The organism is uncultured Nitratireductor sp. (genome assembly GCF_913053745.1).
Taxonomy (GTDB): domain Bacteria; phylum Pseudomonadota; class Alphaproteobacteria; order Rhizobiales; family Rhizobiaceae; genus Nitratireductor.
In genome coordinates, this window is record NZ_CAJXGF010000053.1 from 1 (window position 1) to 26,974 (window position 26,974).

Below are 26,974 nucleotides of genomic sequence, written 5' to 3' on the forward strand. Positions count from 1 at the left end.
CTCGGACGGGTTTCGCCCTAGCGGCTTCTCCGCAACCGGTCTTGAAACCGGCCGCCGGCCTGTCGCGGGCCCTCACAAGCCTTGGACCACCGATGCCCAAGGGGGAGGCTGCCGCCGCCCTTCCTGATCCCCGGCTCCGGACCCGGTTCCCGACAAGGGCGATGGGGAGATTATAGGTGCGGATTTGCGGGCGGGGATAAAATTGGTGGAGTTTTATGTGTTGGTGCGCCTTTCCTCCGCGTTCGTCATCCCCGGACTTGATCCGGGGATCCATTCCGTGACCGTTGCGGACGGGTTTTGGCCGACCGGCATGGATCCTCGGGTCAGGCCCGAGGATGACGAAGCGGAGATGGCTTCATTTCACTCTGCACCCTCACCGCTCGCCCCTCATCCTCACCTTCTCCCCGCTCGCGGGGAGAAGGGGGCGCGGGCGCTGGTGCCTTTCCACAGTCGCGGCATCGCCGAGCCTTCACCCTCATCCTGAGCTTGTCGAAGGGCGGGGGTGAAGGCATGCACTACGATTGCCGCTGCCGCGCTTCATGCCGCCCTCGCCCTTCGACAAGCTCAGGGCGAGGGCTGTGTCGGCGTTCACCCGCACCGCTCCCCGTCATCCCGGGCTTGACCTGGGACCTATTGAGAAGCGGGGCCGGGGTGCCGCTCTTCCGCGCCCTTGGCGATTGGCGAAAACGCTCCCGCCGCAAATTTTCCCCTAGATGGGAAGATGTTCGGCACACTCCATTGTCGGCGTGTTCGGGGCCGGAAGCCGCCGGCCCTACACAACGCTGCGCGGCACACAAAAAGCCCGGCTGTGTTCAAATAAGCTTATCTGTGTCTTTGATTGGCGAAATCTGAAAGCTGTTCCCTTTCCACGTCACCTCAAACCGAGAAGCCTTGGTTGTGAGACCCCGCTCTCTAGCGGTCTTCGACAATAACGTCTTAGCATAGTCTTCTGTTGTGTGTGTCCCAATCAATTTGTTCCCAGTGATCGTCCAATATCCAAGTGGGAGTGCCAAAACGAACGAGAGGTAGTTTTGCCAAGCAGAAGGTCCCAATAGAGGAGGAGAGCAAAATAAGAGGGTAAGAGCTCCGCCAAACAAACCCCGATTGCGCCTGCGTTTTTTCAAAGACCTCTCGACGTCCCTGCAAAGTGCTTCCATGGTTTCAAGGTCTTCAGCTTGCCTCTCATTGAGTTGTTTCGCCGCAGCGTCTTTGGCGGCTTGTGCCTTCTTGAGTTCTCCCCTTGCTTTCTCGACGCGGCTCTTCCCTTTTTCCTTTTCCTTTCTGACAGCTTCGTCTCTCTGTTTCCGCTCTTTTTCAATGTGCGGGTGCAACATCTGCTCGAACAACTCGCCCAGGTTCTCTTTGGTAGGGACGCCGGGAGCACCAAGCGTTTTATCCATTAGCATCTGAGTACTTCGGTGCTGGCTCACGAGCAGGTCCAGTTGCCGCGTTTTCTCCTCATCGCCTAGCTCATCTGTCAGCTTTTTCACCGCATCAACTACACTCGGCCGGATAGCGAGGACACGCTCGCAGTTTGCCAAGAGCAGGCGTTTCGGCACCTCTAGGTCCTTTGCGCCTAGCCCAGTTCGCAACCACATCGATGCAGTGAGAACACGGCGGTGAACGACAGGCGGGATGGATGATGGGGACAACAGCCCCATCTCACCACATTTTCTACGAACGAGTTGAGCGAGTAGCCCATTTCTAGTCATCAATAGGAAGCGAGACTTGAATATATCGCGATTCTCGTGGCCTCGACGTTGTCTCATTATCAGCGTAGTCACGGTGGCGTCATGCTCTCTCGCATGTGGTTTGTGCTGGAAATTGAGCGCACCGTAAATCTCGGTTCGGTGGTCTTCCGTGAAATAAGCATGTTCAGACGGTGTCTGATCGAGTGTTCGATAAGTAGTGCCAATACCTTCAGCTTCCAAATACGTCTCAGGGTCTGCTGCGACTTGCGCCACGAATTCCCGCATGACATCGCCTCTAGCAATAGCTTGTGCGGTAGGCCCAGTCGGACGCACGCTTTTGAGAACGGCTGCCAAGTTGTGCTTGATCTCATCAATGCTCTGGCCATAGGTGCGCACATTCGCGCCTATCCGCTTCAATTCCGCAACAACAGGCTCAGTGTTTTCTCTGGCGGCCTTACCGGACACGCCCAATAATTCCATAGCGACCGGTGCATCCAGATAGACTACTAGGTTTGACGTCTCCACCGGAGTAACAGGTTTGACGAAGTCTTGGACGACTTCCGTAAGTAGGCCGATAGATGCGATACGTGAAAGCGTTTCGGCAGCCTTGGGGTCGCGATTCACTGCGTGTTCAACAAATCTCGCACACAGAAAGCGCTCCTCGTCTTTCAAGTTGGTTGTGCGAGGTATCTCTACCACCTGCCGCAGCGTTCCCGAGGGTGCTTTTTCGGTGCGAGTGGAAAATTCGATATTCTTTTCGCTATAGGCTTCGATGTAAAGAAGCCACTCGATCAATATGTCCTCAAACTCCTCAACCGTTCTCGGGATCGACGTGAGCGGCGACAGCTCTTGCGCGAAGGTTTGAAATTGCTCAGAGACTGCTCGTAGTTCGCTCTCCGCGGTAGCCTCCAATTCGACGTTCAATATCTGATCAGGTAGCGTGATCGTGTAGTTCGTTACCTCGGCAGCTGGCTGGTCGGGAGTCAGCCAGCCCGCGCCAACAAGTCTTGGTACAAAAACCTCCACCACGTCAGTATTGAAATTCCACCTATAGCTCTCTCGGACCTCCCGCGCGAAGGACTCGGCATCGAAGCGATTGCCCTGGGACGGCCGCAATATCGGTTCGAAGAATGGCAACAAACGTTCCAGCAAGTCGGTTGACCCGTCTCCCAACGCGGTCAACGCGCCGTACACGCGAGCAGTAGATCGAGTGAGGTCAGCAGCCACTTTGAATCCTTTAACGTCCCAATTCGCGCGTTGAATGATAGCCAGCTTTGATATCGCGATAACTATTACTTCATAATGCTTACGGAACCGAGCCAAATCAACGTCATCGCTTTGAGAGTTCGCTTTCGGGATACCAAACTTCGACAGCAAACGACCGTCATGAAACTCCCCCCATCCATCCCCTTCCGTCACAATCCCCTTCCAAAAAATCATTTTAAGCTTGAAGTAATTTGGCATAGGATGCTGTATGCTCCGCTCAGGCGTCAGGAGTGCATGCGCCCTTGCGGCGCGCAAGGCACGTTTTGGCTATTGGTTTTTCCGCATTTGCGCGGAGGTCAGGTGAGACCATCTGGCTGCAGAAGGCTCGAAAGAGCGCAACCGCATCAGGAAGGCATGAATGAACATGGAAGCACAGAAATCCGCGGCGAAATCATCCAGATCGACGTTCGTGTGGGACGATCCCTTCCTCATGGAAGAGCAGCTCACCGATGAAGAGCGCATGATCCGCGATGCGGCCGCCGCCTTCGCCGCCGACAAGCTTAGCCCCCGCATCGAGCATGCATATATGAACGAGGAAACCGACCCGGACATCTTCCGCGAGATGGGCGCGGCGGGGCTTTTGGGCGTGACGGTGCCGGAGGAGTATGGCGGCGTGGGGGCCGGCTATGTGTCCTACGGGCTGGTGGCGCGCGAGGTGGAGCGCATCGATTCGGGCTATCGCTCCATGATGAGCGTGCAGTCCTCGCTGGTGATGTACCCGATCCATGCCTATGGCTCGGAAGAACAGCGCAAGAAATATCTGCCGAAACTGGCGTCGGGCGAGTGGATCGGCTGTTTCGGCCTGACCGAGCCGGATGCGGGCTCCGATCCCGGCGGCATGAAGACGCGCGCCGACAAGATCGACGGCGGCTACAGGCTGACCGGCTCGAAAATGTGGATCTCCAATTCGCCGATTGCCGATGTGTTCGTGGTGTGGGCGAAATCGGCGGCCCATGGCGGCAAGATCCGCGGTTTCGTCTTGGAAAAGGGCATGAAGGGGCTTTCCGCGCCGAAGATCGGCGGCAAGCTTTCGCTGCGCGCCTCGATCACCGGCGAGATCGTGATGGACGGCGTGGACGTGGGCGAGGATGCGCTTTTGCCCAATGCGGAAGGGCTCGGTGGGCCGTTCGGCTGTCTGAACCGCGCGCGCTATGGCATTTCCTGGGGCGCGATGGGGGCGGCGGAAGATTGCTGGCACCGGGCGCGGCAATATGGGCTGGAGCGCAAGCAGTTCGACAAGCCGCTGGCGCAAACGCAGCTCTTTCAGAAGAAGCTTGCCGACATGCAGACGGAAATCGCGCTTGGGCTTCAGGGGAGCCTCAGGGTTGGCCGGCTGTTCGACGAGGGCAAGATGGCGCCGGAGATGATCTCGCTCGTCAAGCGCAACAATTGCGGCAAGGCGCTGGATATTGCGCGGATGGCCCGCGACATGCACGGCGGCAATGGCATCCAGATCGAATATCACGTGATGCGCCATGCGCAGAACCTGGAAACGGTGAACACCTATGAGGGCACGCATGACGTTCACGCGCTGATCCTCGGCCGCGCGCAGACAGGGCTGCAGGCGTTTTTCTGATCGGGTGACGCGCGCATCTTGCGCTGGGATTGAGAAGGGGCGGGTGCTGCGGCGCCTGCCTCTTTCTTCGTTTCGGGTGGCGGGCGGGTTCGCGGTGCGGCGGAGAAGCATTGCAGAAAAGTCGATGGTCGAAAGCGGTCTCACTCTGTAGTAGAGGAGGGAAAGCCTGTTCCCGTTCGATCCGAGGTGTTCATGACCGCGTCCTTTCTTTCCCATCTGCGCTTAGAACTCGATGGCCTGAAAGAGGCGGGGCTTTACAAGTCCGAGCGGGTCATCACCTCCATGCAGTCGGCCGAGATCGAGAGCGGCGGGCGGACGGTGCTGAACTTTTGCGCCAACAATTATCTGGGCCTTGCCGACAATGAGGAACTGCGCGCGGCGGCGAAGGCCGCGCTGGACCGCTATGGCTATGGCATGGCCTCGGTGCGTTTCATCTGCGGCACGCAGGAAGAGCACAAAGCGCTGGAAGCGAAGATTTCGGGCTTTCTGGGCTATGAGGACACGATCCTCTATTCCTCGTGCTTCGATGCCAATGCGGGGCTTTTCGAGACGCTGCTGGGGCCGGAAGATGCGATCATTTCCGATGCGCTCAACCATGCGTCGATCATCGACGGGGTGCGGCTTTGCAAGGCCGAGCGCCATCGCTATGCCAACAACGACATGGCAGCGCTTGAGGAATGCCTGAAGAAGGCCGAGGGCGCGCGCTTCAGGCTGATCGCGACGGATGGCGTTTTCTCCATGGATGGCATCGTCGCCAATCTGGGCGCGGTCTGCGATCTCGCGGAAAAATACGATGCGATGGTGATGGTGGACGACAGCCATGCGGTCGGTTTCGTGGGCGAAAACGGGCGCGGCACGCCGGAGCATTGCGGCGTGGAAGGGCGCGTCGACATCATGACGGGCACGCTGGGCAAGGCGCTGGGTGGGGCGTCTGGCGGCTATACCTGTGCCAAGGCGGAGGTGGTGGACTGGCTGCGCCAGCGTTCGCGGCCCTATCTCTTTTCCAACACGCTGGCCCCGGTGATTGCGGCGGCTTCGCTAAAAGTGTTCGACATGGTGGCGGGCGGCGGGGCCCTGCGCAAAAGGCTTTACGACAATACGGCACGCTTTCGCGCGGGGATGGAGAAGAACGGGTTTAAGCTTGCGGGCGCCGACCATCCGATCATTCCGGTGATGCTGGGCGATGCGGCCCTTGCCGAGAAGATGGCGGCGCGGCTTCTGGAGGAGGGCATCTATGTGATCGGTTTCTCCTTCCCCGTGGTACCGAAGGGGGCTGCGCGCATCCGCACGCAGATGTCGGCGGCGCATTCGGCCGACGATATCGACCGCGCGGTGGAGGCGTTCGCGAAAGTGGGGCGTGAGCTTGGGGTGATCGCGTAGGGCGCGGATCGCAGATTTCGCTTTGGAAGGATAATCGACCATGTCCAACATGATGAAGGCGCTCGTGAAATCGAAGCCGGAGGAAGGGCTTTGGATGGAGCGGGTGCCGGTGCCCGAGGTGGGGCCGAATGACGTCTTGATCAAGGTCAAGAAGACGGCGATCTGCGGCACGGACGTGCATATCTGGAACTGGGACGAGTGGGCGCAAAACACCGTGCCGGTGCCGCTGGTGACGGGGCATGAATTCGTCGGCGAGGTGACGGAGGTCGGCTCGGCGGTGACGGAGTATAAGCCCGGCCAGCGCGTTTCGGGCGAGGGGCACATCGTGTGCGGCCATTGCCGCAACTGCCGGGCGGGGCGCGGGCATCTGTGCCACAACACGCTGGGCGTGGGCGTTCACCGCGCCGGTGCGTTTGCCGAATTCATCGCCCTGCCGCAGCACAATGTGGTGCCGATCCCCGACAACATTCCAGACGAGATCGCGGCGATCTTCGATCCGCTGGGCAATGCCGTTCACACCGCGCTGTCCTTCGATCTCGTGGGCGAGGACGTGCTGGTGACGGGGGCGGGACCGATCGGCATCATGGGCGCGCTGGTGGCGCAGGCCGTGGGCGCGCGCAAGGTGGTCATCACCGACATCAATCCGGGCCGGCTGGAGCTTGCGAAGAAGCTCGGCGTTCAGCACACGATGAACGCGGCGGACGAAACGCTGCCGGAAGTGATGCGCCAGCTCGGCATGACGGAAGGTTTCGATGTGGGGCTTGAAATGTCGGGCGCGGCCCCCGCCTTCCGCGACATGATCGACGCCATGAACAATGGCGGCAAGATCGCCATTCTGGGCATCGCGCCGGCGGGCTTCGAGATCGACTGGAACAAGGTGATCTTCAAGATGCTGCATCTGAAGGGCATCTATGGGCGCGAAATGTTCGAGACCTGGTACAAGATGATCGCGCTGGTGCAGACGCGGCTCGATGTGCGCGATCTCATCACCCATCGTATCGAGGTCGACGACTTCCGCGACGGTTTCGATGCGATGCGCTCGGGCCAGGCCGGCAAGGTGGTGATGAGCTGGTAGGGCGCTTACGAGGCGAACAGGGATACGTTCTCAGCGACTGCAGCAGCGGCAAGTTTGCGGTCGAGTGTCGCCAGCGGCATGGCGTGGCGCTGCGCGATCTCCAGATAGCAAGCGTCATAGACGGTCAAGCCATGCAGACGGCTGAGATGCAGTAAGTTTGCAGGATCGATCTCGTCTTCGATGAAGATGGGATGGTCGGAAAGCGCGTTCAGAATGGCCTGTGTGATCGCAGGCGTGTGGCGCTTGCGACGCTCGCACATGATAAGCAGATTGCATATCTCGAACCACCAGATCGGCGGCACGATGGCTTGCGATGTGAGGAGACTTTCCTGCACCGTAAGAGCGTGTTCATGCTCTTCGTCGGGCAGGAGCCAGGCCGCGGCTATCGAAGCGTCGAGAACGAACCGCGTCAATAGCGGTGATCCTCATGCTTCCATGACAGCATGTCCTCCAGCGAGGTTCCGGTTCTGGGCAGGCTCTCGCGCAGCGACCGCAGCTTCCTGACGGCGTTGCCAGCGCGCATTTGTGCAGATGTTTCCATCTCATTGGGAACAATGCGCGCCACGGTCTTGCCGTGCCGTGTGATGAGTATGGTCTCACCCCGTTCGACATCGCCAAGCAGGGCGGCAAACTGGCTCTTTGCTTCGGTCGCGGTCAATGTCTTCATAGTAAAGGTCATTTCAACTGGTCAATTTGACCATTAATATGGAATGTGAACGCTAATCCGTCAATGCGGCGCGCTCCAGCGCGGCGAGGCCGGCCAGAAGCGCCTTTCGTTCTTCCGGTTTCATGCGGGCAAGAAGGCCCGCCTCGAATCTGTGAGCCACCGGGACCATGTCTTCATAGGCCTTCTGACCGATCTTGCTGAGCGTAAGGCGCTCGACCCGACGGTCCCGGGTGTCCGGCTCGCGCGCGAGCCAGCGGCGTTTTTCCAGCGCGGCGACGGCGCGGCTCACCTTGGTCTTGTGCATCGCAGAATGCGCGCCGACCTCGGTTGCCGTCATGGTGCCGAACTGGCCGAGCGTGGCGAGCGTGCGCCACTCGGGCCGGGTCAGACCGAGCCGCGCGCGATAGGCCTGCGAAAAGTCGCGGCTGATCGCATCGGTGAGGCGCGTCAGACGATAGGGAAGGAAGTCTTCCAGGGCGAGCATGGTCGGATCGGGCATCGGGGTCCTTGTGAAACTGCGGGTTTTCCTTCCGGCGTCGTTGATAGTTACATTCGGCATGGTTACGATTGCAACCAATTCCTGAATCCCCATGCATGGAGGAACATATGACCGTGCAATACATGCCGGGTTTCGGCAACGATTTCGAAACGGAGAGCCTGCCCGGCGCACTGCCGCAGGGGCAGAATTCGCCACAGCGCCCGGCTTATGGACTGTATGCCGAACAGCTTTCCGGGTCGCCTTTCACCGCGCCGCGTGGCACCAATGAGCGCTCCTGGCTCTACCGCATCCGCCCGAGCGTGAAGCATACGGGCCGCTTCAAAGCCGTCAATTTCGACACATGGAAATCCGCACCCAATGACAACGATCACCAATTGGCCCTGGGCCAGTTGCGCTGGGACCCGATGCCGATGCCCGATGAGGAGAGCGATTTCCTGTCGGGCGTGCGCACCATGACGACGGCAGGCGACGTTCAGGGGCAGGCGGGCATGGCGACCCATGTCTACGCTTTCAACACGTCGATGGTCGACGACTATTTCTTCAACGCCGATGGCGAGCTGATGCTGGTGCCGCAGGAAGGCGGCGTGCGGCTGAAAACCGAGATGGGCATTATCGAGATACTGCCCGGCGAGATCGCCATCCTGCCGCGCGGGATGATCTTTCAGGTCGAACTCATGGACGGGCCGGCGCGCGGTTATATGTGCGAGAATTACGGCGCGAAATTCACCCTGCCGGACCGTGGGCCGATTGGCGCGAACTGTCTGGCCAATCCGCGCGACTTCAAGACGCCGGTTGCGTGGTACGAGGAAAAGGAAACACCCTGCCGCCTGTTCGTGAAATGGTGCGGTCGGTTTCATGTGACCGAGATCGGCCATTCGCCACTCGACGTGGTGGCCTGGCACGGCAATTACGCACCATACAAATACGACCTTTCGACGTTCTCGCCGGTGGGCGCGATCCTGTTCGACCATCCCGATCCGTCGATCTTCACGGTGTTGACCGCGCCATCCGGCGAGGAGGGCACGGCGAATATCGACTTCGTGATCTTCCCGCCGCGCTGGCTGGTTGCCGAGCACACTTTTCGCCCACCCTGGTACCATCGCAACATCATGAGCGAGTTCATGGGGCTGATCAAAGGGCAGTATGACGCCAAGGAAGAGGGTTTCATGCCAGGCGGCGCCTCGCTGCACAACATGATGCTGCCGCACGGACCGGATGCTTTCGGTTTCGAGAAGGCGAGCCACGGGGAGCTGAAACCGGTCAAGCTCGAGGAGACCATGGCCTTCATGTTCGAAAGCCGATTGCCGCAGCACCTGACCCGTTTTGCCGCGGAGACAGATACGTTGCAGGAGAATTACATCGACTGCTGGACCGATCTGAAGAAGCGCTTCAACGGCACGCCGGAGGGTGACTGGTCCTGATCGACCGGAGCGTTCACAAGCGATATGATCGGCGTCGGTCCGATGGACCTGCGCCGGTTGCGCGTCTTTCCCAACGCATAAAGGACATTGCATGAAACTCGCCACGCTGAAAAACGGAACGCGCGACGGCAAACTGGTTGTTGTCTCGCGCGACCTGACCCGCTGCACCGACGCATCCTTTCTTGCGCCGACGCTGCAGGCAGCGCTCGACGATTGGTCCCGAATCGGCTCGCATCTCGCAGCTCTTGCCGAAAGCCTGGATCATGGTTCGGTTCCGGCCGAGCGCTTCCATGAGCACGACGCGCTTTCGCCTCTGCCGCGCGCTTTTCAGTGGGCGGATGGATCGGCCTATGTCAATCACGTGGAACTGGTGCGCAAGGCGCGCGGGGCGGAGATGCCCGAGAGTTTCTGGACCGATCCATTGATGTATCAGGGCGGGTCCGACACGTTTCTTGCGCCCCGCGATCCGATCGTGATGGCCGATGAGGCTTTTGGGATCGACATGGAAGGCGAGGTTGGGGTTATCGTCGACGATGTGCCAATGGGCGCAACGACGGAGGAAGCACGCGAAGCGATCCGCCTCGTCGTCCTGGTCAACGACGTGTCGTTGCGCGGCCTGATCCCCGCCGAACTCGGTAAAGGGTTCGGCTTCTTCCAGTCGAAACCGTCTTCGGCCTTCTCGCCGGTGGCGGTGACGCCGGAGGAGCTGGGCGACGCCTGGGACGGCGGCAAGGTCTCGCTGCCGCTTTGCGTGGATTACAACGGAAAACCCTTCGGTCGGGCGAATGCGGGCATCGACATGACCTTCGACTTCCCGACGCTGGTGGCCCATGCGGCGAAGACGCGGCCGCTTTGTGCCGGTACGATCATCGGCTCCGGCACAGTGTCCAACAAGCTGGATGGCGCGCCGGGCAAACCGATTGAGGAGGGCGGTGTCGGATATTCCTGCATCGCGGAAATCCGCATGATCGAGACGATCAATGACGGCAAGCCGAAGACACCGTTCATGCGCTTCGGCGACACGGTGCGTATCGAGATGAAGGACGGCGACGGCCATTCGATTTTCGGCGCAATCGAGCAGACGGTTCAGAAATACGAGAAAGGCGCATAATGGCCAAGCAATTCGCATCCGCGGGCGATCTGACGGAAAAGAAAATCTCCTTCGACGAGATCGGCCGCGATCTGTGGGCCTTCACGGCCGAGGGGGACCCCAATTCCGGCATCATCATCGGCGACGAGTCCGTGATGGTGATCGAGGCGCAGGCGACGCCGCGGCTCGCCGAAAAGGTGATCGAAAAGGTGCGTTCCGTCACCGACAAGCCGATCAGCCATCTGGTAATGACGCATTATCATGCGGTGCGCGTGCTCGGCGCCTCGGCCTACAAGGCGCCGACCGTGATCATGAGCGACAAGGCTCGTTCCATGGTGGTGGAACGCGGCAGGGAGGACTGGGATTCGGAGTTCGTGCGGTTCCCGCGCCTGTTTCAGGGGCATGAATCGATCCCAGGGCTGACCTGGCCGACCACCACCTTCTCGCAGTCGATGACGGTGTATCTGGGCAAGCGACGGGTGGACCTGATGTTCCTCGGCCGCGCCCACACGGCAGGCGATATCGTGGCGTTCGTGCCGGACGCCAATGTGATGTTCACCGGCGACATCGTGGAATATCACTCGGCCTGCTATTGCGGCGACGGACACTTCCACGACTGGCCGGCGACGCTGGAGGAAATCCGCGCTTTCGATCTCGACGCCATCGCACCGGGACGCGGCGACGCGCTCGTGGGGCAGGACATGGTCAACGAGGCGCTGGATCTGACCGGCGATTTCGTCATGTCGACCTATCAGCCGGTGGCCCGCGTGGCGCAGGGCGGCGGCACGCTTAAGGAGGCGTGGGACGCTTGCCGCGCCGCATGCGATCCCAAATTCTCCGACTATGCCATCTACGAGCATTGCCTGCCGTTCAACGTGGCGCGGGCTTATGACGAGGCGCTGGGCATCGACACGCCGCGCATCTGGACCGCCGAGCGCGACAAGGAAATGTGGGACGCGTTGCAGGGGTAACGCGACAAAGCGAGCCGTCGCCCCGTTTTGGGGGACGGCGTGCCGGTAAGGATGACAATTCCCTTCTCCCGGGTCGTTGGGAGAGGGGCGTTGACGCCGGCGGGACGTGTCGCGCCTCGTCAACCCGATGCGCGGAGTCGATGCCGGTCGTGTGAACTGGAAGAAGGTTCGAGCCGTTTCTTTCCGCGTACAAAGCGGCTCAACGGGAGGGCGAAAGCCAATGCCGCGTTACGAGTACAATCCCTTTCCCTACACGACGCCTTCGGAACTCGCCGGCGAGCATATCGGCCAGTATCCCGTGGCGGTGATCGGGGCAGGGCCGGTGGGCCTGGCGGCGGCGATCGACCTGGCCCAGCGCGGTGTTTCTGTTGTGATTCTCGACGACAACAACGTGGTGTCGCTGGGCAGCCGCGCCATCTGCTGGTCGAAACGCACATTGGAGATTTTCGACCGGCTGGGCGTCGGCGAGCGGATGGTCGAGAAGGGCGTGACCTGGAAGGTGGGGCGGCTCTTCCACCGCGATCGCGAAGTCTGGAATTTCGACCTGTTGCCCGAAGAGGGGCACAAGATGCCCGCCTTCATCAACCTGCAGCAGTATTATGTCGAACAGTATCTGGTGGAGCGGGCGGCCGACTTTCCCGACTTGATCGATTTGCGCTGGAAAAACCGGGTTGTCGGCCTTGAGCAGAAGGGCAGCGATGTGCGCCTTCAGGTGGAGACGCCCGACGGTCCTTATGCAATGGATGCGGCCTGGGTGATCGCCTGCGACGGTGCGCGTTCGCCCGTGCGCAGAATGTTGGGGCTCGATTTCGCCGGCCAGGTGTTCGAGGAGCGCTTCCTGATCGCCGATGTGGAGATGAAGGCGGACTTTCCATCCGAGCGCTGGTTCTGGTTCGAACCGACGTTCCACAACGGGCAGTCGGCATTGCTGCACAAGCAGCCGGACAACATTTACCGCATCGATCTCCAGCTTGGGCCCGAAGCCGACCCCGACGAGGAAAAGAAACCGGAGAATGTCGTTCCGCGTATCGAAAAGGTGATCGGCCATTCGAAATTCGAGCTGGACTGGGTGTCGGTCTACACGTTCCAGTGCCGCAGACTTGAACGCTTCGTGCACGACCGCGTGATCTTCGCCGGAGACAGCGCGCACATCGTTTCGCCTTTCGGTGCGCGTGGCGGCAATGGCGGTATTCAGGACATCGACAATCTCGGCTGGAAGCTGGCTTTGGTCGTGAAGGGCGACGCGCCGCCGTCGCTGATCGAGACCTATGACGAGGAGCGCCTTCGCGGCGCCGACGAGAACATTCTGAACTCGGCGCGCTCGACATCTTTCATGACGCCGAAGAGTGCGATGGAGCGCATGTTCCGCGACAGCATTCTGGCGCTGTCGCGGGACCATGACTTCGCGCGGCGGCTGGTGAATTCGGGGCGACTTTCGAAACCGTGCTCGCTGAACGGCTGCACGCTGCAAGCGGCCTGGGACGGCAACGGGCCGCTCGCGCCGGGGGAGGTGATGCCCGATGCGCCGGTGCGCGTGGGCGGTGAGCCTTCATGGCTGCTCGGCGAGGCGGGCGGCGGCTTTGTGCTTCTGGCGGTCGAGTGCGATCCGCCCGTCGGCCTGCCTGCCGGGCTGCATGTGGTGCAGGTTACGAAACCCGGTGCTGCGGCGGTGGACGGTGTGGCGCATGTCGAGGACAGTGAGGGGGCGGTCGCCGCACGCTATGGCACGGGCCAGCTTTATCTGCTGCGGCCCGACCAGCATGTGGCGGCTGTTTTCAGACAGCCCGACGCCCATGAGATCGCCGCCGCGATGACCCATGCGATGGGGAGGGAATGAGAATGGACAGGACGGATATCGGCCGTGACAGGCTGGGGCCCGACGGCGACGATTTCTACGCGGCGCTGATGGATGCGCATGAGGGGCTGAGCTTCGAGGAGAGCGCGCGGCTCAATGCGAAACTCGTGCTGCTCCTGGCCAATCAGGTGGGCGATCTGGAGACGATCCGAAACGTTCTGGCGGCGGCGCGCGACGCCTGAGAGGCATGAAAGAAGGGGCGGGCCGTTGTCGGCCGTGCCCCTTCTCCACGTGTCCTATTCGGCCGCGTCCACCTTGATGACGCCGCGGCGGATCTGGTCTTCCTCGATCGATTCGAACAGGGCGCGGAAATTGCCTTCGCCGAAGCCCTCGTCGCCCTTGCGCTGAATGAACTCGAAAAAGATCGGACCGATGACGGTCTTGGAAAAGATCTGCAGCAGGATCTTGGTCATGCCGCCATTCACCACGCCTTCGCCGTCGATCAGGATGCCGTGCTGCTTCATGCGATCGATGGGCTCGTCATGGCCCTGCACGCGGTCGTGGCTGCGCTCGTAATAGGTCTCGGGCGGGCCGGGCATGAATTTAAGGCCATTGTCGGCGAGCTTGTCGGTGGCATCGTAGATGCCGTCCGTGCCGACCGCGATGTGCTGGATGCCTTCGCCGTTGTATTTCTTCAGATATTCGACGATCTGGCTGGTGTCGTCCTTGGACTCGTTGAGCGGAATGCGGATCTTGCCGCAAGGGCTGGTGATGGCGCGCGAGACGAGACCGGTGATGCGGCCGTCAATGTCGAAATAGTGGATCTGCGAGAAACCGAAAAGCTCGCGGTAGAAATCCCACCATTTGTCCATGTTGCCGCGATAGACATTGTGGGTGAGGTGGTCGAGATAATAGAAGCCGACGCCCTCGGGACGCGGGTTCTTTTCGCCCAGCCAGTCGAACTCGTTTTCGTAGGCCGAGCCTTTCGCGCCATAGGTCTCGATGAAATAGATCAGCGAACCGCCAATGCCGACAATGGCCGGCACGTCGAGCGTCTTGTCGTCGCCTTCATAGGGCTCGGCGCCTTTTAAGACGGCATGATCGAAAGCGTGCTGCGCGTCGACAACGCGCCAGGCCATGGCCGGGGCGCAGGGGCCGTGCTCCTCGACGAAACGCATGGCGTGACTGCCGGGTTCGGCGTTGACGATGTAGTTGATATCGCCCTGGCGCCAGACGGAGATCTTCTTCGTCTTGTGGCGGGCAACTTGCGCGTATCCCATCCTGGTGAAGAGTTCGGCGAGCTTTTCCGGTTCCGAATGGGCGAACTCGACAAATTCGAAACCGTCCGTGCCTGCGGGGTTCTCGTCGTTGATTTCCGGCGGCGGTGCGTCGTGAGGAAACGGACCCATGGAATAACTCCTCCTGATCTGGGAAATGCGAGCGTTTTTGAACGCCATGGGTCATTGTAGGCGGTTTGCGCTGCAAGCTGCTTGCATTCTGGGGCGCGTTTTGTGAGAAGGACGCTTGTATCGTGCATGAAGGAGGAAAATTGCATGGCTGATGCGCGTGTTGACGGATATGACCGCAAGATATTAGCTCTCTTGCAGGTGGATGCGCGGCTGACCAACAACGATTTATCGGAGCGCGTGAACTTATCGCCTTCGCAATGTTCCCGCCGTCGGCAAAGGCTTGAGGAGGAGGGCTATATTCGCGGCTATGCGGCGATGCTCGACCGCGACAGGCTCGGGTTTCCTCTCGTCAACATCATCACCGTAACGCTTGCCACGCACAACCCCGACAATGCCCGCCGCTTCGGCGAATTGCTCGCCCGGTTGCCCGAAGTGCAAGAGGCTCATGCGCTGACGGGCGAGATGGATTACATCCTCAAGGTCGTGACGCCGGACCTGAAATCGCTTTCCGAATTCGTCAACGGCGTGCTCCTTCCGCACGACTCTGTCCAGCATGTGAAAAGCGCCATCGTGCTCGAGACCCTCAAGGAAACCGGCGCATTGCCGCTTTGACGTTTTGCGTTACGAATTCGTCGGGAATTTTCTCTTTATTGTTACATAATTTCCGTTAAAGTCGCGGCTGGACGAGAGGCGGGGTTCCAGTGGATACTCAGGCCTCGGGCGGTCGGCGCGACGATGGGAGACGCACCGGCCGTTATCGTCAAGCGAACACAGAGCGTCATTCCGGACGCTTCGGGGCATGCAATCGGGAGGAGAAGCATGAAACCATTTTCCGTCAGAAAACTGGCTTTGGCGGCGGCCGTCGCCGCAACGGGGCTCGTGGGCGCCACGGGCTCGTCATTCGCGCAGGAGGTGACACTCCGGCTGCACCAATTCCTGCCGCCACAGGCCAATGTGCCCAAACTGGTGCTCGACCCCTGGGCGGACAAGGTCGAAGAGGAATCGGACGGACGTATCAAGATCGAGCGCTATCCCGCCATGCAGCTCGGCGGCACGCCGCCGCAGCTCTACGATCAGGCGCGCGACGGTATCGTGGACATTGTGTGGACGCTGCCGGGCTCCAATCCGGGCCGCTTCCCCTCCACGGAAGTGTTCGAGCTTCCTTTCATGATGACCAATGCGGAAGCGACATCGCGCGCTTATTGGGATCTGTTCGAAAAGCACATGAAGGACACCGAGTTCAAGGACACGCATGTGCTGGGCGTCTGGGTTCACGGTCCGGGCATGCTGCACTCCAAGGAACCGATCGAGACGCTCGACGACTTGAAGGGCATGAAGATCCGCGCGCCCACGCGTATCATCAACTCGCTGCTCGGCCAGCTTGGCGCGACGCCGGTGGGCATGCCGGTGCCGCAGATTACCGAAGCGCTGTCCAAGGGCGTGATCGACGGCTGCGTGATCCCGTGGGAGGTTACGCCGGCGCTGAAAGTTCCGGAGCTGGTGTCGAACCACACGGAATTCGGCGGCGATCATGCGCTTTACACGACGACTTTCGTGCTGGCCATGAACAAGGCCAAGTATGAAAGCCTGCCGGACGATCTGAAAAAGGTCCTCGACGACAATTCCGGCCAGGAATTCGCGGCCTTCGCCGGCAAAACACAGGCGGGCGCAGACGTTCCAAGCCGGAAGATTGCCGTCGATCGCGGCAACAACATCATCGAGATCAGCGCCGAGGATACCCAGGCCTGGAAGACGGCGGCCGAACCAGTCTACGAGCAGTGGGTTTCGGAAATGAAGGACAAAGGAATCGACGGTCAGATGCTGATCGACGAGGCCCGCGCCCTGATCGATCAATACACCAATCAATGAAGCCGCGTTCGGTCATGAAAACGGGGCGGGCCCTGGCGGTCCGCCCTGTTTTGTGACTGGTTCGCGTTGCGCTGGGTGCGCCTGGCGCTTGCGCCGGGAGGAGCGGCTGGCTAACGTCGTCGCACCCGACCGGAAACGAACGAAAATGCGCGGGAACGCAATGGGACGGGAAGGGGCATGAAACTATCGAGCATCGTTGTCTGGCTGGCCAGGGTCATGGCCATTCTGGGCGGCATCGTTCTGGCTGCCGTAATCGTGATGACGGTGGCAAGCATCACCGGCCGTGCCTTCGTGCGCATGGGGCTTGGCCCGGTGCCGGGCGATTTCGAACTGGTTCAGGCCGGTGTCGGCTTTGCCGTTTTCGCGTTCCTGCCCTGGTGCCAGCTCAACCGGGGCCACGCCACGGTCGATATCTTCACCACCTTTCTGCCGAACAGCGTGAACCATGCGATCGATCTGGCGACCGAAATCGTCATGACTCTCGTTCTGGTGCTGATCGCCCGTCAGCTCTATTACGGCATGCTCGACAAGCTGAGCTACAACGAGACCACGTTCATTCTGCAATTCCCCCTCTGGTGGCCCTATGCGGCCTGTCTGGCGGCGGCGATCATCGCGGTGATCGTTTCGTTTTACATGATCCTCGTGCGTTACCGTGAGCTGAAGGCGGGCACGCCGATGCCGGAAATCGGACAGGGGAGCGTCCATTGACCAATCTTGAAATCGGCCTCTGGTCCTTTCCGCTTCTTCTGCTTCTGATCTTCCTGCGCCTGCCCATCGGTCTTGCCATGCTTCTGTGCGGACTGGGCGGAAGCTGGATCGTGTTCGGCAACGTCACGCCCGTGCTCGCCAAGCTGAAGAACGAAACCTATTCGACTTTTTCCGGCTATTCGCTTTCCATCGTGCCGCTGTTTCTGCTGATGGGGCAGTTTGCGACGCTGGGCGGCATGTCACGCGCGCTGTTCAAGGCGGCGGAAACATGGATGGGCCATCGGCGCGGCGGCGTCGCCATGGCAGCGGTCGGCGCTTGTGCCGGTTTTGGCGCCATCTGCGGCTCGTCCCTGGCGACGGCGGCGACAATGAGCCAGGTGGCGCTTCCGGAACTGCGCCGCTACGGCTATTCGGGTGCGCTCGCCACCGGCACGCTGGCTGCCGGCGGCACACTTGGCATTCTGATACCGCCATCGGTCATTCTTGTGATCTATGCCATCCTGACCGAGCAGAACATCGCCAAACTGTTCGTCGCGGCCTTCGTGCCAGGCGTTCTGGCGGCAATCGGCTATATGCTCGCCATTTCGATCTATGTGCGGCTGTGGCCGGACTCCGCCGGCACGCGTGAGCGCGCACCCTATTCGGAAAGGGCGCGTGCGCTGCTCGATGTGTGGCCGGTTCTGGTGGTGTTCCTGGCCGTTGTCGGCGGCATCTATCTCGGTGTGTTCACGCCGACGGAGGGCGCGGCCGTGGGCGCGGCCGGCACCGGGCTGATCGCGCTCATCAATGGCGGACTGACACGCGAGACCTTCATCGAGTCGATCCTGGCGACTGCGACCGCCACGGCGATGATCTTCTTTATCGTTCTGGGGGCAGGGTTCTACAATTCGTTCCTGGCGCTGGCGCAGGTGCCGCAGCAAATGGCGGCTTTCGTCAGCGAGCAGGGTTACAGCCCGTGGATGGTGCTGACGCTGATCCTGCTGCTTTATCTGTTGTTCGGCTGCGTGATGGATTCGTTGTCGATGATCCTTCTGACCATTCCGATCTTCTTCCCGATCGTTACGGTTCTCGACTTCGGGCTGGGGGCGGAGGAATTCGCCATCTGGTTCGGGATTCTGGTGCTGATCGTCGTGGAGGTGGGGCTGATTACGCCGCCGGTGGGCATGAACCTTTTCGTGCTCAATTCCATGGCCAAGGACACGCCGATCTCGGCGACCTATCGCGGCGTGATGCCCTTCGTGATCAGCGACATTCTGCGCGTGGCGCTGCTGACGCTGTTCCCGGCGATCTCGCTTTTCCTGATGCGCTGGCTTTATTGATCCAGGGGGAGAAGGCGGGCCGGCGCGCGCCTGCCTTCCTCCCGCTCGTGTTGTGGAGTTAGAGCCCGCGTTCCTGGATGATGCTGTAGAGATTGGCCGAACGCGTGCCGCTGCGGCAATATGCAAACACAGGACCGGGAAGCTCCTTGAGCGCGGCGGCCATGCCGGTCACATCGTCGAGCGTCATCGCGCCGGAAACGACCGGCACATGCCGAAAGGCGAGGCCCGCCTCTTCGGCTGCCCTGGCGATGGTTTCGACGGCGGGCTGGCCGGCATCCTCGCCATCGGGTCTGTTGCAGACGATGCTCTTGTATCCAGCCTGTTTGATGGTGACGACATCTTCGGCGGCGATCTGCGGTGAAACCGCGTAGTCGTCGGAAATCTTCTTGATATTCATCGTTTTCCTCAATCTCTTTTCTGTTTTACACGGCGGTAAAGAAATGGGCCTTGAGCCCTTTGGCCACGAGAATGCCAGCAATGAGCGAAGCCAGGAACACCAACGTGTCCGCATAACCGAGCCCGAGGGCGGGTATGGCCGCGCCCGGACAGAAGCCGGCAATGCCCCAGCCAATGCCGAAAACGGCGGCGCCGCCGATCAGTTGCGGGTCAAGGTCATTGCGTGTGGGAAGCTGAAAGCGTTCTGCAAGAAGCGGCTTTTCGCGCACGCCGAACAAAAGGCGGTAGCCAAGCGCCGCGACCGCAAGACCGCCGCCCATGACGAAAGCAAGGCTCGGATCCCAAGTGCCCGCGATGTCGAAGAAATTCAAAACCTTCGCGGGGTTGATCATGCCCGAAAGCGCGATGCCTGTGCCAAAAAGAAGGCCAGCGCAGAGAGCTGAGAGAAGCTGTTTCATCGCTCAGGCTCCGATCACATGACGGATGATGAACACGGCGGCGAAGGCCGTGGCCATGAAGGTGACGACGGCTACGACGGAGCGGATCGAGCCGCGTGAAATGCCGCAAACGCCATGACCGCTCGGGCAGCCATTGCCGAAAGTGACGCCGATGCCCACAAGCAAGCCGCCAGCGACAAGGGCGATTGTCGACACCGGAACCCGGAAGGGGATTGCCGCGCCGCCCAGAACCATTAGCAGCGGCGCAACGATGGCACCGGCGATGAACGCGGTGCGCCATTGCCAGGCGTTCTCCTGTGGAGGAAGAAGGCCTGAAAGAATGCCGGTCATGCCAGCAATCCGCCCGTTAAAGGCCATGAGAACGACCGCCGCGAGGCCGATCAGCGCACCACCGGCAAGCGAGGCTATGGGGGTAAACTCGGTCATCCCTGCGACTCCGTCGCCATGATTTCAAAGACGGGTTGAATATGGGGCTGCGCTCGTCTCGATGCCAAGAGTCGGTGATGGGCGTGTACGGTTATACGAGATCGGCAAAGCCGCCTCCGGTAAGTGCGAGCTGGCGAAGAAGCGGAGCGGGTTCGAAAACGGGATTGCCCGTCTTCCGATGCCAGTGTTCCAGCCGCTCGACGACGGTCTTGATTCCGAAACGCTCGGCCCAGAACATCGGCCCGCCCTTGGCAACCGGAAAACCGTAGCCATTGACCCACACCACGTCGATGTCCGAGGCGCGGGCGGCAATGCGCTCTTCGAGGATTTTCGCGCCCTCGTTGATCATCGGGTAGAGCGTGCGCTCGGTGATCTCGTCGGCGCCGATGTCGCGGCGTTCCAGGCCAAGCTCCGCCGCTTTCTTCTCGATAAGGTCCTGAACGAAGGGATCGGGTTTCGGCGCGCGCGAACCCTCCTCGTAGAGATAGAAGCCGCGTCCGGCCTTCTGGCCGAAATGGCCGGCTTCGCAAAGCGTGTCGGCGATGGGTGCGGTGAGCCCCAAAGACTGGCGGTGCTTCCAGCTTATGTCGAGACCTGCAAGGTCCACCATTTGGAACGGACCCATCGGCCAGCCGAAATCGGTGAAGACCTTATCGACCTGTTCGGGCGTTGCACCGGAGAGAAGGAGGTCTTCGTTCTGCTCGCGCCGGGCGGCCAGCATGCGGTTGCCGACGAAGCCGTTGCACACGCCGACGACGACGGGAACCTTGCCGATCTTTCGCGCGAGCGCCAGCGCCGTCTTGATGACATCGGGCGCGGTCTCGTCACCGCGCACGATCTCCAGGAGTTTCATGACATGAGCGGGCGAGAAGAAATGGAGCCCGACCACATCCTGGGCGCGCTCGGTGGTGGCGGCGATTTCGTTGACGTCGAGATAGGAGGTGTTGGAGGCGAGGATCGCGCCGGGCTTCAGCACCCTGTCGAGCGCGGTAAAGACCTGGCGCTTGACGCCCATATCCTCGAACACGGCTTCGACAAGGATGTCGCAATCGGCCAGATCCGCATAATCGGTCGTGCCGGAGATGCGCGACAGGCGCGCTTCCTTCTCTTCAGGCGCGATGGAGCCGCGCTTGACCGATCCGGTATAGGTCTTGTCGACATGGGCCAGACCGCGTGCGATGGCGTCCTCGTTCATCTCCAGAATGGTGACGGGGATGCCGCCATTGGCGAGCGCCATGGCGATGCCGGCGCCCATCGTGCCCGCGCCGATGACACCGGCACGGGCGATCTTGCGCGCCTCGGTCTCGCGGCCGACGCCGGGCACCTTGGTCGCTTCGCGGGTGGCGAAGAAGAGATGGCGCTGGGCAGCGGACTCAGCGCTGTCGCGGCGCTCCAAAAAGAGTTCGCGCTCGCGGTCGAGCGCTGCATCGAAATCCATGGTGATGGCGTTGCGGACGGCCTCGGCTGCCGTGTGCGGCGCGGTGAGACCGCGCGCTTTTTTCGTCGCGGCCTTCACCGCTTCATCGAAGGCGGCGAGGTCGATGGCGAGTTTTTCATCGCGGGCGCGGATATGGGTGTGAGCGTTGCCGGGGGCCGCCTTTTCGCGGGCAAAGGCGACAGCTTCGGCCACAAGGTCGCTTGCGGCCAGTCGGTCGACGGCACCGAGCCGGAGCGCGTCTGCCATGCCGATAGGCTTGCCGGAGACGATCAGTTTCAAGGCCGCCTCGGGGCCGATCAGGCGCGGCAGGCGCACCGTGCCGCCGGCACCGGGAATGAGGCCCAGATTGACTTCGGGCAGGCCGATCATGGCGGACTTCTCGGCGATGCGGTAGTGGCAACCAAGGGCGAGTTCCAGCCCGCCACCCAATGCCGTGCCATGGATCGCGGCGACGGTGGGTTTGTCGATGCTTTCGAGCATGGCGATCAGGTCGGGAAGGCTGGGTTCCTGCGGTGGCCTGCCGAACTCGGAAATGTCGGCACCGGCGACGAAGGTGCGTCCCGCGCAGGCGATGACGATGGCCTGAACGGCATCGTCGGCCTTTGCCTCACCCAGCGCTTCGAAGAGCGGCGCGCGTAGCGCATGGCCGAGCGCATTGACCGGCGGATTGTCGAGGGTGAGGACGGCAATGCCATTGTCGCGGGTGATTTTTACGGTGTCGCTCATTCAAGTTCCTCTTGTCATCCGGATACCGGCAGCGCCGGTTCAGGCGTCGGGTGTGGTTTCGCGCAGGAAGTCCGCGATCAGGGAGGCGGTTGCCGCCGGCTGCTCGATGCAGGGCAGGTGGCCGGCGTCCTTCACGATTTCGAAGCGCGCGCCTTCGATCAGGTCGGCCATTTCGCGCACGAGGTCGGGCGGAGTCGAGCCGTCCCGGTCGCCGACAATGCACAGCGTCGGCAATTTCAGGGCGCGTGTGGATTCGGTGAGATCCGCGTCGCGAAGGGCGAAGCCGGTGCCGGCATAACCGTCGACCGCGGTGCGGGTGAGCATTGCCGTGTAGCCGATGAAATCCGGATTTTCCGGCGAACGGAAAGCGGCGGTGAACCAGCGTTCGAGAATGCCGTCGGAAATGGCGGCGATGCCCCTGGTGTTCACCGTCTCGATGCGGGTGCTCCAAAGCTCTTCAGTGCCGATCTTGTGGGCGGTGTCGCAGAGCACGAGACGGGAGACGAGGTGCGGCCAGCGGGAGGCGAGGCCCTGGGCGATCATGCCGCCGACGGAGAGGCCGACAATGGTCGCACCCGTTATGTCCAGATGGTCGAGAAGGGCGGCGAGGTCGTCGACGTGGTCGGTCAGCGCGTAGGGCTGCGGCGTGCCTTCGGACAGGCCGTGCCCGCGCTTGTCGTAGAGAACGATGCGGTACTCGGATTCGAGCCGCGCGACGACGGCATCCCAGATGCGGAAGTCGGTGCCAAGCGAGTTGGAAAAGACGAGAACGGGTTTGCCGACCGTTCCCCGGACTTCATGATGAATGACGACGCCGTTTACGCGTGCGAAGTTCATGCGCTCTCCTCCCTCGGTTTGCCGCAAGGCGGCTTCTGTATGGGAGAAGGGGACGGCGGCGTCAATCGATGCGGCAACCGAAATCCCGTCAGCCGGCCATCTGCATGTTGACCTCGCCGTTCAGCGAGTTCGAAACGGTGCAGCGCGCCTTTGCTCGTTTGATAAGCTCGGCGCATTCATCCTCGCCGGGCATGGTGTCGAGCGAGACGGTGGCGTCGTAGCTGCCGATGCGGTCGGGCAGATCCTCGGCCTTTTTGCCGCTCACCTCAACGGAGACCGTGCCGACGTCGATCTTCATTTCCTGGGCGGCGTGATGGAAGGACAGCGCGAGACAGGCGCCGAGGGCGGAGATCATGAAGTCGACGGGCGTTCCGGCTTCTTCCGTGGAAGGCGAGGTAATGGCGACGGTTTGCTTCGGCGCGGTGTCGACGTGAATCACCTTGCCGGGGCCGATGGCGGTGGTGAAGGGACCGTAGGTTTTGGCTTTGATGCGGATCGCCATGAGACACTCCAGAAAGACAATTCGGATGGCCCACATGTAAGCATGCACCTGTCTCGCGTCCACCGGAGAAGAGGCACGACTTCAGCGACCCGTTGCCGGTGTGCCAAGTCCCCAGCTTTCGCGCAGGCCATCCGCACTCTCCAGGGAGGTGCCGAGAGATGTCAGCGCCGTGGCAACGCCCGACACGATGGCCGCGTTGTCGGGCGCGATCTCGCCATTGGCGAGATGCAGATTGTTTTCGAAGCCGACGCGGGCATGACCCCCGAGAAGGCAGGCGGCCGTGACGCAGGCGGCCTCGCGCGGACCGAAGGCGCAAACCATGAAATGTGGGAAGTCGGGCATGGCCTCGTCGAGGAAAGGCAGGAGGTCGGCGGGATCGGAGCGCTGACCCTCCGTGTAACGACCGAGCACGTAGAGAACCGGAATGTCCGGAAAGGGGATGAGGCCATGCGCCATCATGCGCTTGAGCTGCAGCGCCTCTTCCGGATGGTAGAGGATGATCTGCGGTGCGATGTTTTCCGCGCGCATGAAGGAGAGAAATTTCGAAAACTCCTCTTCGTGCGCGGCGTCGGGCACCAGTTCGCGCAGGGCGAGCGAGGCGGCTTCCGGGCGTATGTCGCGAACCACCTGCATCTGCTCGCGCGCGCCGTATCGGCCAACGGCCTCGGTGGTGATCTGGATTACGAGCCGGTCGCCCACCGCCTTTCTGATGGCGGCGATCGCGTCGCGGTATGCATCGGCATGGAGGATATGACGACCTTCTCCGTCACGCACGTGGCAATGGATCATGGCCGCACCCGCGTCGAGACAAGCCGCGGCGGTTTCGGCCAGTTGCCCGGGCGTTTGCGGCAGGGCGGAATGATCCGCCCGGGTGCGCCGTCCGCCATTGGGGGCGACGGCGATGGCGGCGCGATGGACATTGGCGGATGCGGTCACGAGATACTCCAGTCGAAGCATTGAATAATGAAATGCAACATTTGTTGCATATGCGGAAACGTCCGTCTAGGATGAGAGATCATGGATCGTGCCACGCTTGCTGACCGCATAACCCACTCCTTCGAAACGTTGCCGGGGCAACTCGGGGCGGCGGCGCGCTACGTTCTCGACAATCCCGGCGATGTGGCGCTGCTTTCCATGCGTGAGCAGGCGCGCCGGGCGGGCGTTCAGCCGTGGACGATGACGCGGCTCGCGAAGCGTTTCGGCTTTGAGGGTTACGACGAACTGCGCCAGCTTCACGGCGAAGCGCTGAAGGAAAAGGCGCTCGGCTTTGCCGGAAAGGCGGGAGAACAGGTTGCCAGACAAAGGCAGGGCGGCAGTCACGCGCTGGCGCGCGATATCGCGGCGCAGTCGGCGGCGCAGCTTGGCAATCTCGCTGAAGCCGGCACACTGGAGGCGCTGGCGCGCGCAGCGGCGACCATGGCCGCAGCGCGCCGCATCTACTGCTTCGGGCTGCGCTCCAGCCATACGGTGGCGGCACACTTTGCCTATTCCATGAGTTTTCTCGGTGAGAAAGCGCAACTCCTCGACCATGTGAACGGCGCGGGACTCGACCGGCTGCGTCATGCCGGCTCGGAAGATGTGTTCTTCGCGATCACGGTGGCGCCTTACACCCGGGCGACGATCGAGGCGGCGACCAATGCCAAGGCGCTCGGACTGACCGTCGTGGCGCTGACCGACAGCCCGGTTTCGCCGCTTGCGGGACTGGCCGACCGGTGCGTGCTCGTTTCGACGGAAAGCCCCTCCTTCCTCCACACGATGGCACCGGCCTTCGTGGCGGCCGAAATACTTGCCGCACTGGTAGCGGGCGAGGGCGGAGAGGAGGCGCTGGAGGAAATCGGAAAAACCGAAGCTCTGCTCTCGACACTCAACACCCATTTGCTCGATCCCGCGCCCCGCGCGCATCGTTCCGGAAAAACCACATGACACACATACTGCATCGCCAGATCCACGCCTCGTTGCCTGTTGCCAGGGGCGGTCGCGGGGTCGAACTCTTCGACGAGGCCGGCAATGCCTATATCGACGCGAGCGGCGGAGCCGCCGTTTCATGCCTTGGCCACGGCCATCCCGACGTGGTGGATGCGCTGAAGAAGCAATCGGATACGCTTGCCTATGCCCATACAAGCTTCTTCACGAATGAACCGGCTGAACGTCTTGCGGATCGCCTGATCGCCGGCGCGCCGGAGGGCATCAGCCATGCCTATTTCGTGTCCGGCGGATCGGAAGCGAACGAGGCGGCGCTGAAGATGGCGCGGCAATACTTCGTCGAGAAGGGCGAGCCGCAGCGGCGCAGGATCATCGCCCGCCGGCAGAGCTATCACGGCAACACGCTGGGCACGCTGGCGACCGGCGGCAATGCCTGGCGGCGCGAGCCGTTCAAGCCACTGTTGATCGAAACCCATCACATCGAACCGTGCTACGCCTATCGCCATCAGGAGACCGGAGAAACCGAAGAGGCTTACGGTCTTCGCGCCGCGCAGGCGCTGGAAGACAAGCTCGAGGAACTGGGGCCGGACACGGTGATGGCGTTCGTGGCCGAACCGGTGGTGGGGGCGACGGCAGGCGCGGTGCCGGCGGTGAACGGCTATTTCAAACGCATCCGCGAGATCTGCGATCGCCATGGCGTGCTCCTCATTCTCGATGAGGTGATGTGCGGCATGGGGCGCACGGGCACCATGCATGCCTGCGAGCAGGACGGGATAGCGCCGGACATGCTGACCGTCGCCAAGGGGCTCGGCGGCGGGTATCAACCCATTGGCGCAGTGCTTCTGGGACAGCACATCTTCGATGCCTTCGCGGAAGGATCGGGCCTCTTTCAGCATGGCCACACCTATATCTGCCATCCGATGGCGTGCGCCGCCGCGCTGGCCGTGCAGGAGGTGATCGAGCGCGACGGACTTCTGGCCAATGTACGCGAGACGGGGGGCTATCTGCGCGAGCGTCTGGAGACGCGCTTCGGAAACCACGCCAATGTGGGCGACATTCGCGGGCGTGGCCTGTTCCTGGGCCTCGAACTGGTTGCAGAGCGTTCAGCGAAAGAACCGTTCGATCCGGCGCGCAGGGTGAACGTGGCGGTGAAGAAGGAGGCGATGACGCGCGGCCTGATGGTCTACCCGATGGGCGGCACAATCGACGGGCTGAACGGCGATCACGTGCTGATCGCGCCGCCGTTCATTTCCGAGCCAAGCCACATCGACGCCATTGTCGAACGTCTCGGCGATGCGGTGGATGCGGCCCTGGCCGGTTAAGGCTAAAGCTGGATCAGAGGCAGGTTCGCATTTGATCGAATTCGATAGGTACGGCACCAAGTTACCTCTCCCATTGGGAGAGGTCGGAGCAAAGCTCCGGGTGAGGGGTTTGAGACTTTCCGTATCCCCGAGAATTTTGCTCCCCTCACCCCCACCCTCTCCCAATGGGAGAGGGAGCTAGACTTTGCCAGATGCACTTACCTTGAGGTT

26 protein-coding genes are annotated in these 26,974 nt (G+C 61.5%); 14 read left to right on the forward strand and 12 right to left on the reverse strand.

What is annotated here, in order from left to right; translation table 11 throughout:
- Positions 1–812: 812 nt before the first annotated feature.
- On the reverse strand, positions 813–3,155 hold the full coding sequence (locus QZ638_RS10570; protein ID WP_295809841.1) for a hypothetical protein: 2,343 nt from the start codon (positions 3,153–3,155) through the stop codon (positions 813–815).
- A gap of 166 nt (positions 3,156–3,321) precedes the next feature.
- On the opposite strand from QZ638_RS10570, the gene QZ638_RS10575 reads away from it, so the two are divergent.
- The 3 genes from QZ638_RS10575 to tdh all read left to right on the forward strand — a co-directional run bounded on the left by QZ638_RS10575 (position 3,322) and on the right by tdh (position 6,988).
- Positions 3,322–4,533, forward strand: a complete 1,212-nt coding sequence (locus QZ638_RS10575; RefSeq protein WP_295809899.1) for an acyl-CoA dehydrogenase — start codon at positions 3,322–3,324, stop codon at positions 4,531–4,533.
- Between the two features lie 192 nt (positions 4,534–4,725).
- Positions 4,726–5,913 carry a glycine C-acetyltransferase gene (locus tag QZ638_RS10580; RefSeq protein ID WP_295809843.1) on the forward strand — a complete coding sequence of 396 codons (1,188 nt, stop codon included), beginning with the start codon at positions 4,726–4,728 and terminating at the stop codon, positions 5,911–5,913.
- 40 nt (positions 5,914–5,953) lie between these two features.
- Positions 5,954–6,988: an L-threonine 3-dehydrogenase gene (gene tdh, locus QZ638_RS10585; RefSeq protein WP_295809845.1), complete on the forward strand. Its 1,035-nt coding sequence runs from the start codon at positions 5,954–5,956 to the stop codon at positions 6,986–6,988.
- 5 nt (positions 6,989–6,993) lie between these two features.
- Here the strand turns inward: tdh and QZ638_RS10590 are convergent, their stop codons facing one another.
- The 3 genes from QZ638_RS10590 to QZ638_RS10600 are packed head-to-tail and all read right to left on the reverse strand — an operon-like array spanning position 6,994 to position 8,154.
- Positions 6,994–7,401: a type II toxin-antitoxin system VapC family toxin gene (locus QZ638_RS10590; protein WP_295809847.1), complete on the reverse strand. Its 408-nt coding sequence runs from the start codon at positions 7,399–7,401 to the stop codon at positions 6,994–6,996.
- Entirely contained in the window at positions 7,398–7,655 is a 258-nt protein-coding gene (locus tag QZ638_RS10595; RefSeq protein WP_295809848.1) for a type II toxin-antitoxin system Phd/YefM family antitoxin, read from the reverse strand. Before QZ638_RS10595 ends, QZ638_RS10590 begins: the two co-directional genes overlap by 4 nt.
- A gap of 52 nt (positions 7,656–7,707) precedes the next feature.
- Entirely contained in the window at positions 7,708–8,154 is a 447-nt protein-coding gene (locus QZ638_RS10600; RefSeq protein ID WP_295809851.1) for a MarR family transcriptional regulator, read from the reverse strand.
- Between the two features lie 107 nt (positions 8,155–8,261).
- Between QZ638_RS10600 and hmgA the strand changes: the two genes are divergently transcribed.
- From hmgA to QZ638_RS10625, 5 genes are all read left to right on the forward strand, one after another.
- Positions 8,262–9,575, forward strand: a complete 1,314-nt coding sequence (gene hmgA, locus QZ638_RS10605) for a homogentisate 1,2-dioxygenase (RefSeq protein ID WP_295809853.1) — start codon at positions 8,262–8,264, stop codon at positions 9,573–9,575.
- 91 nt (positions 9,576–9,666) lie between these two features.
- On the forward strand, positions 9,667–10,686 hold the full coding sequence (locus QZ638_RS10610; protein WP_295809856.1) for a fumarylacetoacetate hydrolase family protein: 1,020 nt from the start codon (positions 9,667–9,669) through the stop codon (positions 10,684–10,686).
- Positions 10,686–11,636: an MBL fold metallo-hydrolase gene (locus tag QZ638_RS10615; RefSeq protein ID WP_295809858.1), complete on the forward strand. Its 951-nt coding sequence runs from the start codon at positions 10,686–10,688 to the stop codon at positions 11,634–11,636. Before QZ638_RS10610 ends, QZ638_RS10615 begins: the two co-directional genes overlap by 1 nt.
- A 220-nt stretch (positions 11,637–11,856) precedes the next feature.
- Positions 11,857–13,473 carry an FAD-dependent oxidoreductase gene (locus QZ638_RS10620; RefSeq protein ID WP_295809861.1) on the forward strand — a complete coding sequence of 539 codons (1,617 nt, stop codon included), beginning with the start codon at positions 11,857–11,859 and terminating at the stop codon, positions 13,471–13,473.
- A 2-nt stretch (positions 13,474–13,475) separates the two neighbouring features.
- Positions 13,476–13,673 (forward strand): DUF2783 domain-containing protein, encoded by a 198-nt coding sequence (locus tag QZ638_RS10625; RefSeq protein ID WP_295809863.1) that lies wholly within the window; start codon positions 13,476–13,478, stop codon positions 13,671–13,673.
- Between the two features lie 54 nt (positions 13,674–13,727).
- On the opposite strand, the gene hppD is transcribed toward QZ638_RS10625, so the two are convergent.
- The gene (gene hppD, locus QZ638_RS10630) at positions 13,728–14,840 is read right to left on the reverse strand and encodes a 4-hydroxyphenylpyruvate dioxygenase (RefSeq protein WP_295809865.1); all 1,113 of its coding nucleotides are present in this window, start codon (positions 14,838–14,840) and stop codon (positions 13,728–13,730) included.
- A gap of 144 nt (positions 14,841–14,984) precedes the next feature.
- Between hppD and QZ638_RS10635 the strand changes: the two genes are divergently transcribed.
- From QZ638_RS10635 to QZ638_RS10650, 4 genes are all read left to right on the forward strand, one after another.
- Positions 14,985–15,452, forward strand: coding sequence for an Lrp/AsnC family transcriptional regulator (locus QZ638_RS10635; protein WP_295809867.1), 468 nt, complete (start codon positions 14,985–14,987; stop codon positions 15,450–15,452).
- A gap of 207 nt (positions 15,453–15,659) precedes the next feature.
- Positions 15,660–16,709: a TRAP transporter substrate-binding protein gene (locus tag QZ638_RS10640; protein WP_295809868.1), complete on the forward strand. Its 1,050-nt coding sequence runs from the start codon at positions 15,660–15,662 to the stop codon at positions 16,707–16,709.
- A gap of 177 nt (positions 16,710–16,886) precedes the next feature.
- Positions 16,887–17,417, forward strand: coding sequence for a TRAP transporter small permease (locus tag QZ638_RS10645; RefSeq protein WP_295809872.1), 531 nt, complete (start codon positions 16,887–16,889; stop codon positions 17,415–17,417).
- Complete coding sequence (locus QZ638_RS10650) at positions 17,414–18,736, forward strand: TRAP transporter large permease (RefSeq protein ID WP_295809874.1); 1,323 nt, start codon at positions 17,414–17,416, stop codon at positions 18,734–18,736. The genes QZ638_RS10645 and QZ638_RS10650 overlap by 4 nt, the downstream gene beginning before the upstream one ends.
- A gap of 58 nt (positions 18,737–18,794) precedes the next feature.
- Here the strand turns inward: QZ638_RS10650 and QZ638_RS10655 are convergent, their stop codons facing one another.
- The 7 genes from QZ638_RS10655 to QZ638_RS10685 all read right to left on the reverse strand — a co-directional run bounded on the left by QZ638_RS10655 (position 18,795) and on the right by QZ638_RS10685 (position 24,455).
- The gene (locus QZ638_RS10655; protein ID WP_295809876.1) at positions 18,795–19,133 is read right to left on the reverse strand and encodes a TIGR01244 family sulfur transferase; all 339 of its coding nucleotides are present in this window, start codon (positions 19,131–19,133) and stop codon (positions 18,795–18,797) included.
- Positions 19,134–19,158: 25 nt separating this feature from the next.
- On the reverse strand, positions 19,159–19,590 hold the full coding sequence (locus QZ638_RS10660) for a DUF6691 family protein (protein ID WP_295809878.1): 432 nt from the start codon (positions 19,588–19,590) through the stop codon (positions 19,159–19,161).
- Positions 19,591–19,593: 3 nt separating this feature from the next.
- Entirely contained in the window at positions 19,594–20,016 is a 423-nt protein-coding gene (locus QZ638_RS10665) for a YeeE/YedE thiosulfate transporter family protein (RefSeq protein WP_295809880.1), read from the reverse strand.
- 91 nt (positions 20,017–20,107) lie between these two features.
- The gene (locus tag QZ638_RS10670) at positions 20,108–22,180 is read right to left on the reverse strand and encodes a 3-hydroxyacyl-CoA dehydrogenase NAD-binding domain-containing protein (RefSeq protein ID WP_295809883.1); all 2,073 of its coding nucleotides are present in this window, start codon (positions 22,178–22,180) and stop codon (positions 20,108–20,110) included.
- 39 nt (positions 22,181–22,219) lie between these two features.
- Positions 22,220–23,017 carry a 3-oxoadipate enol-lactonase gene (gene pcaD / locus QZ638_RS10675; protein WP_295809885.1) on the reverse strand — a complete coding sequence of 266 codons (798 nt, stop codon included), beginning with the start codon at positions 23,015–23,017 and terminating at the stop codon, positions 22,220–22,222.
- 88 nt (positions 23,018–23,105) lie between these two features.
- Positions 23,106–23,519: an OsmC family protein gene (locus QZ638_RS10680; protein WP_295809887.1), complete on the reverse strand. Its 414-nt coding sequence runs from the start codon at positions 23,517–23,519 to the stop codon at positions 23,106–23,108.
- An 81-nt stretch (positions 23,520–23,600) separates the two neighbouring features.
- The gene (locus tag QZ638_RS10685) at positions 23,601–24,455 is read right to left on the reverse strand and encodes a 3-keto-5-aminohexanoate cleavage protein (RefSeq protein ID WP_295809890.1); all 855 of its coding nucleotides are present in this window, start codon (positions 24,453–24,455) and stop codon (positions 23,601–23,603) included.
- 81 nt (positions 24,456–24,536) lie between these two features.
- On the opposite strand from QZ638_RS10685, the gene QZ638_RS10690 reads away from it, so the two are divergent.
- Both QZ638_RS10690 and QZ638_RS10695 read left to right on the forward strand, forming a co-directional pair.
- Entirely contained in the window at positions 24,537–25,442 is a 906-nt protein-coding gene (locus QZ638_RS10690) for a MurR/RpiR family transcriptional regulator (protein WP_295809893.1), read from the forward strand.
- The gene (locus QZ638_RS10695; RefSeq protein ID WP_295809896.1) at positions 25,439–26,764 is read left to right on the forward strand and encodes an aspartate aminotransferase family protein; all 1,326 of its coding nucleotides are present in this window, start codon (positions 25,439–25,441) and stop codon (positions 26,762–26,764) included. Before QZ638_RS10690 ends, QZ638_RS10695 begins: the two co-directional genes overlap by 4 nt.
- Positions 26,765–26,974: the final 210 nt, after the last annotated feature.

Coding starts and splice junctions, on each gene's coding strand:
- QZ638_RS10570 (WP_295809841.1), bottom strand. CDS start 3,155: ATGCCAAATTACTTCAAGCTTAAAATGATTTTTTGGAAGGGGATTGTG.
- QZ638_RS10575 (WP_295809899.1), top strand. CDS start 3,322: ATGGAAGCACAGAAATCCGCGGCGAAATCATCCAGATCGACGTTCGTG.
- QZ638_RS10580 (WP_295809843.1), top strand. CDS start 4,726: ATGACCGCGTCCTTTCTTTCCCATCTGCGCTTAGAACTCGATGGCCTG.
- tdh (WP_295809845.1), top strand. CDS start 5,954: ATGTCCAACATGATGAAGGCGCTCGTGAAATCGAAGCCGGAGGAAGGG.
- QZ638_RS10595 (WP_295809848.1), bottom strand. CDS start 7,655: ATGAAGACATTGACCGCGACCGAAGCAAAGAGCCAGTTTGCCGCCCTG.
- QZ638_RS10600 (WP_295809851.1), bottom strand. CDS start 8,154: ATGCCCGATCCGACCATGCTCGCCCTGGAAGACTTCCTTCCCTATCGT.
- hmgA (WP_295809853.1), top strand. CDS start 8,262: ATGACCGTGCAATACATGCCGGGTTTCGGCAACGATTTCGAAACGGAG.
- QZ638_RS10610 (WP_295809856.1), top strand. CDS start 9,667: ATGAAACTCGCCACGCTGAAAAACGGAACGCGCGACGGCAAACTGGTT.
- QZ638_RS10615 (WP_295809858.1), top strand. CDS start 10,686: ATGGCCAAGCAATTCGCATCCGCGGGCGATCTGACGGAAAAGAAAATC.
- QZ638_RS10620 (WP_295809861.1), top strand. CDS start 11,857: ATGCCGCGTTACGAGTACAATCCCTTTCCCTACACGACGCCTTCGGAA.
- QZ638_RS10625 (WP_295809863.1), top strand. CDS start 13,476: ATGGACAGGACGGATATCGGCCGTGACAGGCTGGGGCCCGACGGCGAC.
- hppD (WP_295809865.1), bottom strand. CDS start 14,840: ATGGGTCCGTTTCCTCACGACGCACCGCCGCCGGAAATCAACGACGAG.
- QZ638_RS10635 (WP_295809867.1), top strand. CDS start 14,985: ATGGCTGATGCGCGTGTTGACGGATATGACCGCAAGATATTAGCTCTC.
- QZ638_RS10640 (WP_295809868.1), top strand. CDS start 15,660: ATGAAACCATTTTCCGTCAGAAAACTGGCTTTGGCGGCGGCCGTCGCC.
- QZ638_RS10645 (WP_295809872.1), top strand. CDS start 16,887: ATGAAACTATCGAGCATCGTTGTCTGGCTGGCCAGGGTCATGGCCATT.
- QZ638_RS10655 (WP_295809876.1), bottom strand. CDS start 19,133: ATGAATATCAAGAAGATTTCCGACGACTACGCGGTTTCACCGCAGATC.
- QZ638_RS10660 (WP_295809878.1), bottom strand. CDS start 19,590: ATGAAACAGCTTCTCTCAGCTCTCTGCGCTGGCCTTCTTTTTGGCACA.
- QZ638_RS10665 (WP_295809880.1), bottom strand. CDS start 20,016: ATGACCGAGTTTACCCCCATAGCCTCGCTTGCCGGTGGTGCGCTGATC.
- QZ638_RS10670 (WP_295809883.1), bottom strand. CDS start 22,180: ATGAGCGACACCGTAAAAATCACCCGCGACAATGGCATTGCCGTCCTC.
- pcaD (WP_295809885.1), bottom strand. CDS start 23,017: ATGAACTTCGCACGCGTAAACGGCGTCGTCATTCATCATGAAGTCCGG.
- QZ638_RS10680 (WP_295809887.1), bottom strand. CDS start 23,519: ATGGCGATCCGCATCAAAGCCAAAACCTACGGTCCCTTCACCACCGCC.
- QZ638_RS10690 (WP_295809893.1), top strand. CDS start 24,537: ATGGATCGTGCCACGCTTGCTGACCGCATAACCCACTCCTTCGAAACG.
- QZ638_RS10695 (WP_295809896.1), top strand. CDS start 25,439: ATGACACACATACTGCATCGCCAGATCCACGCCTCGTTGCCTGTTGCC.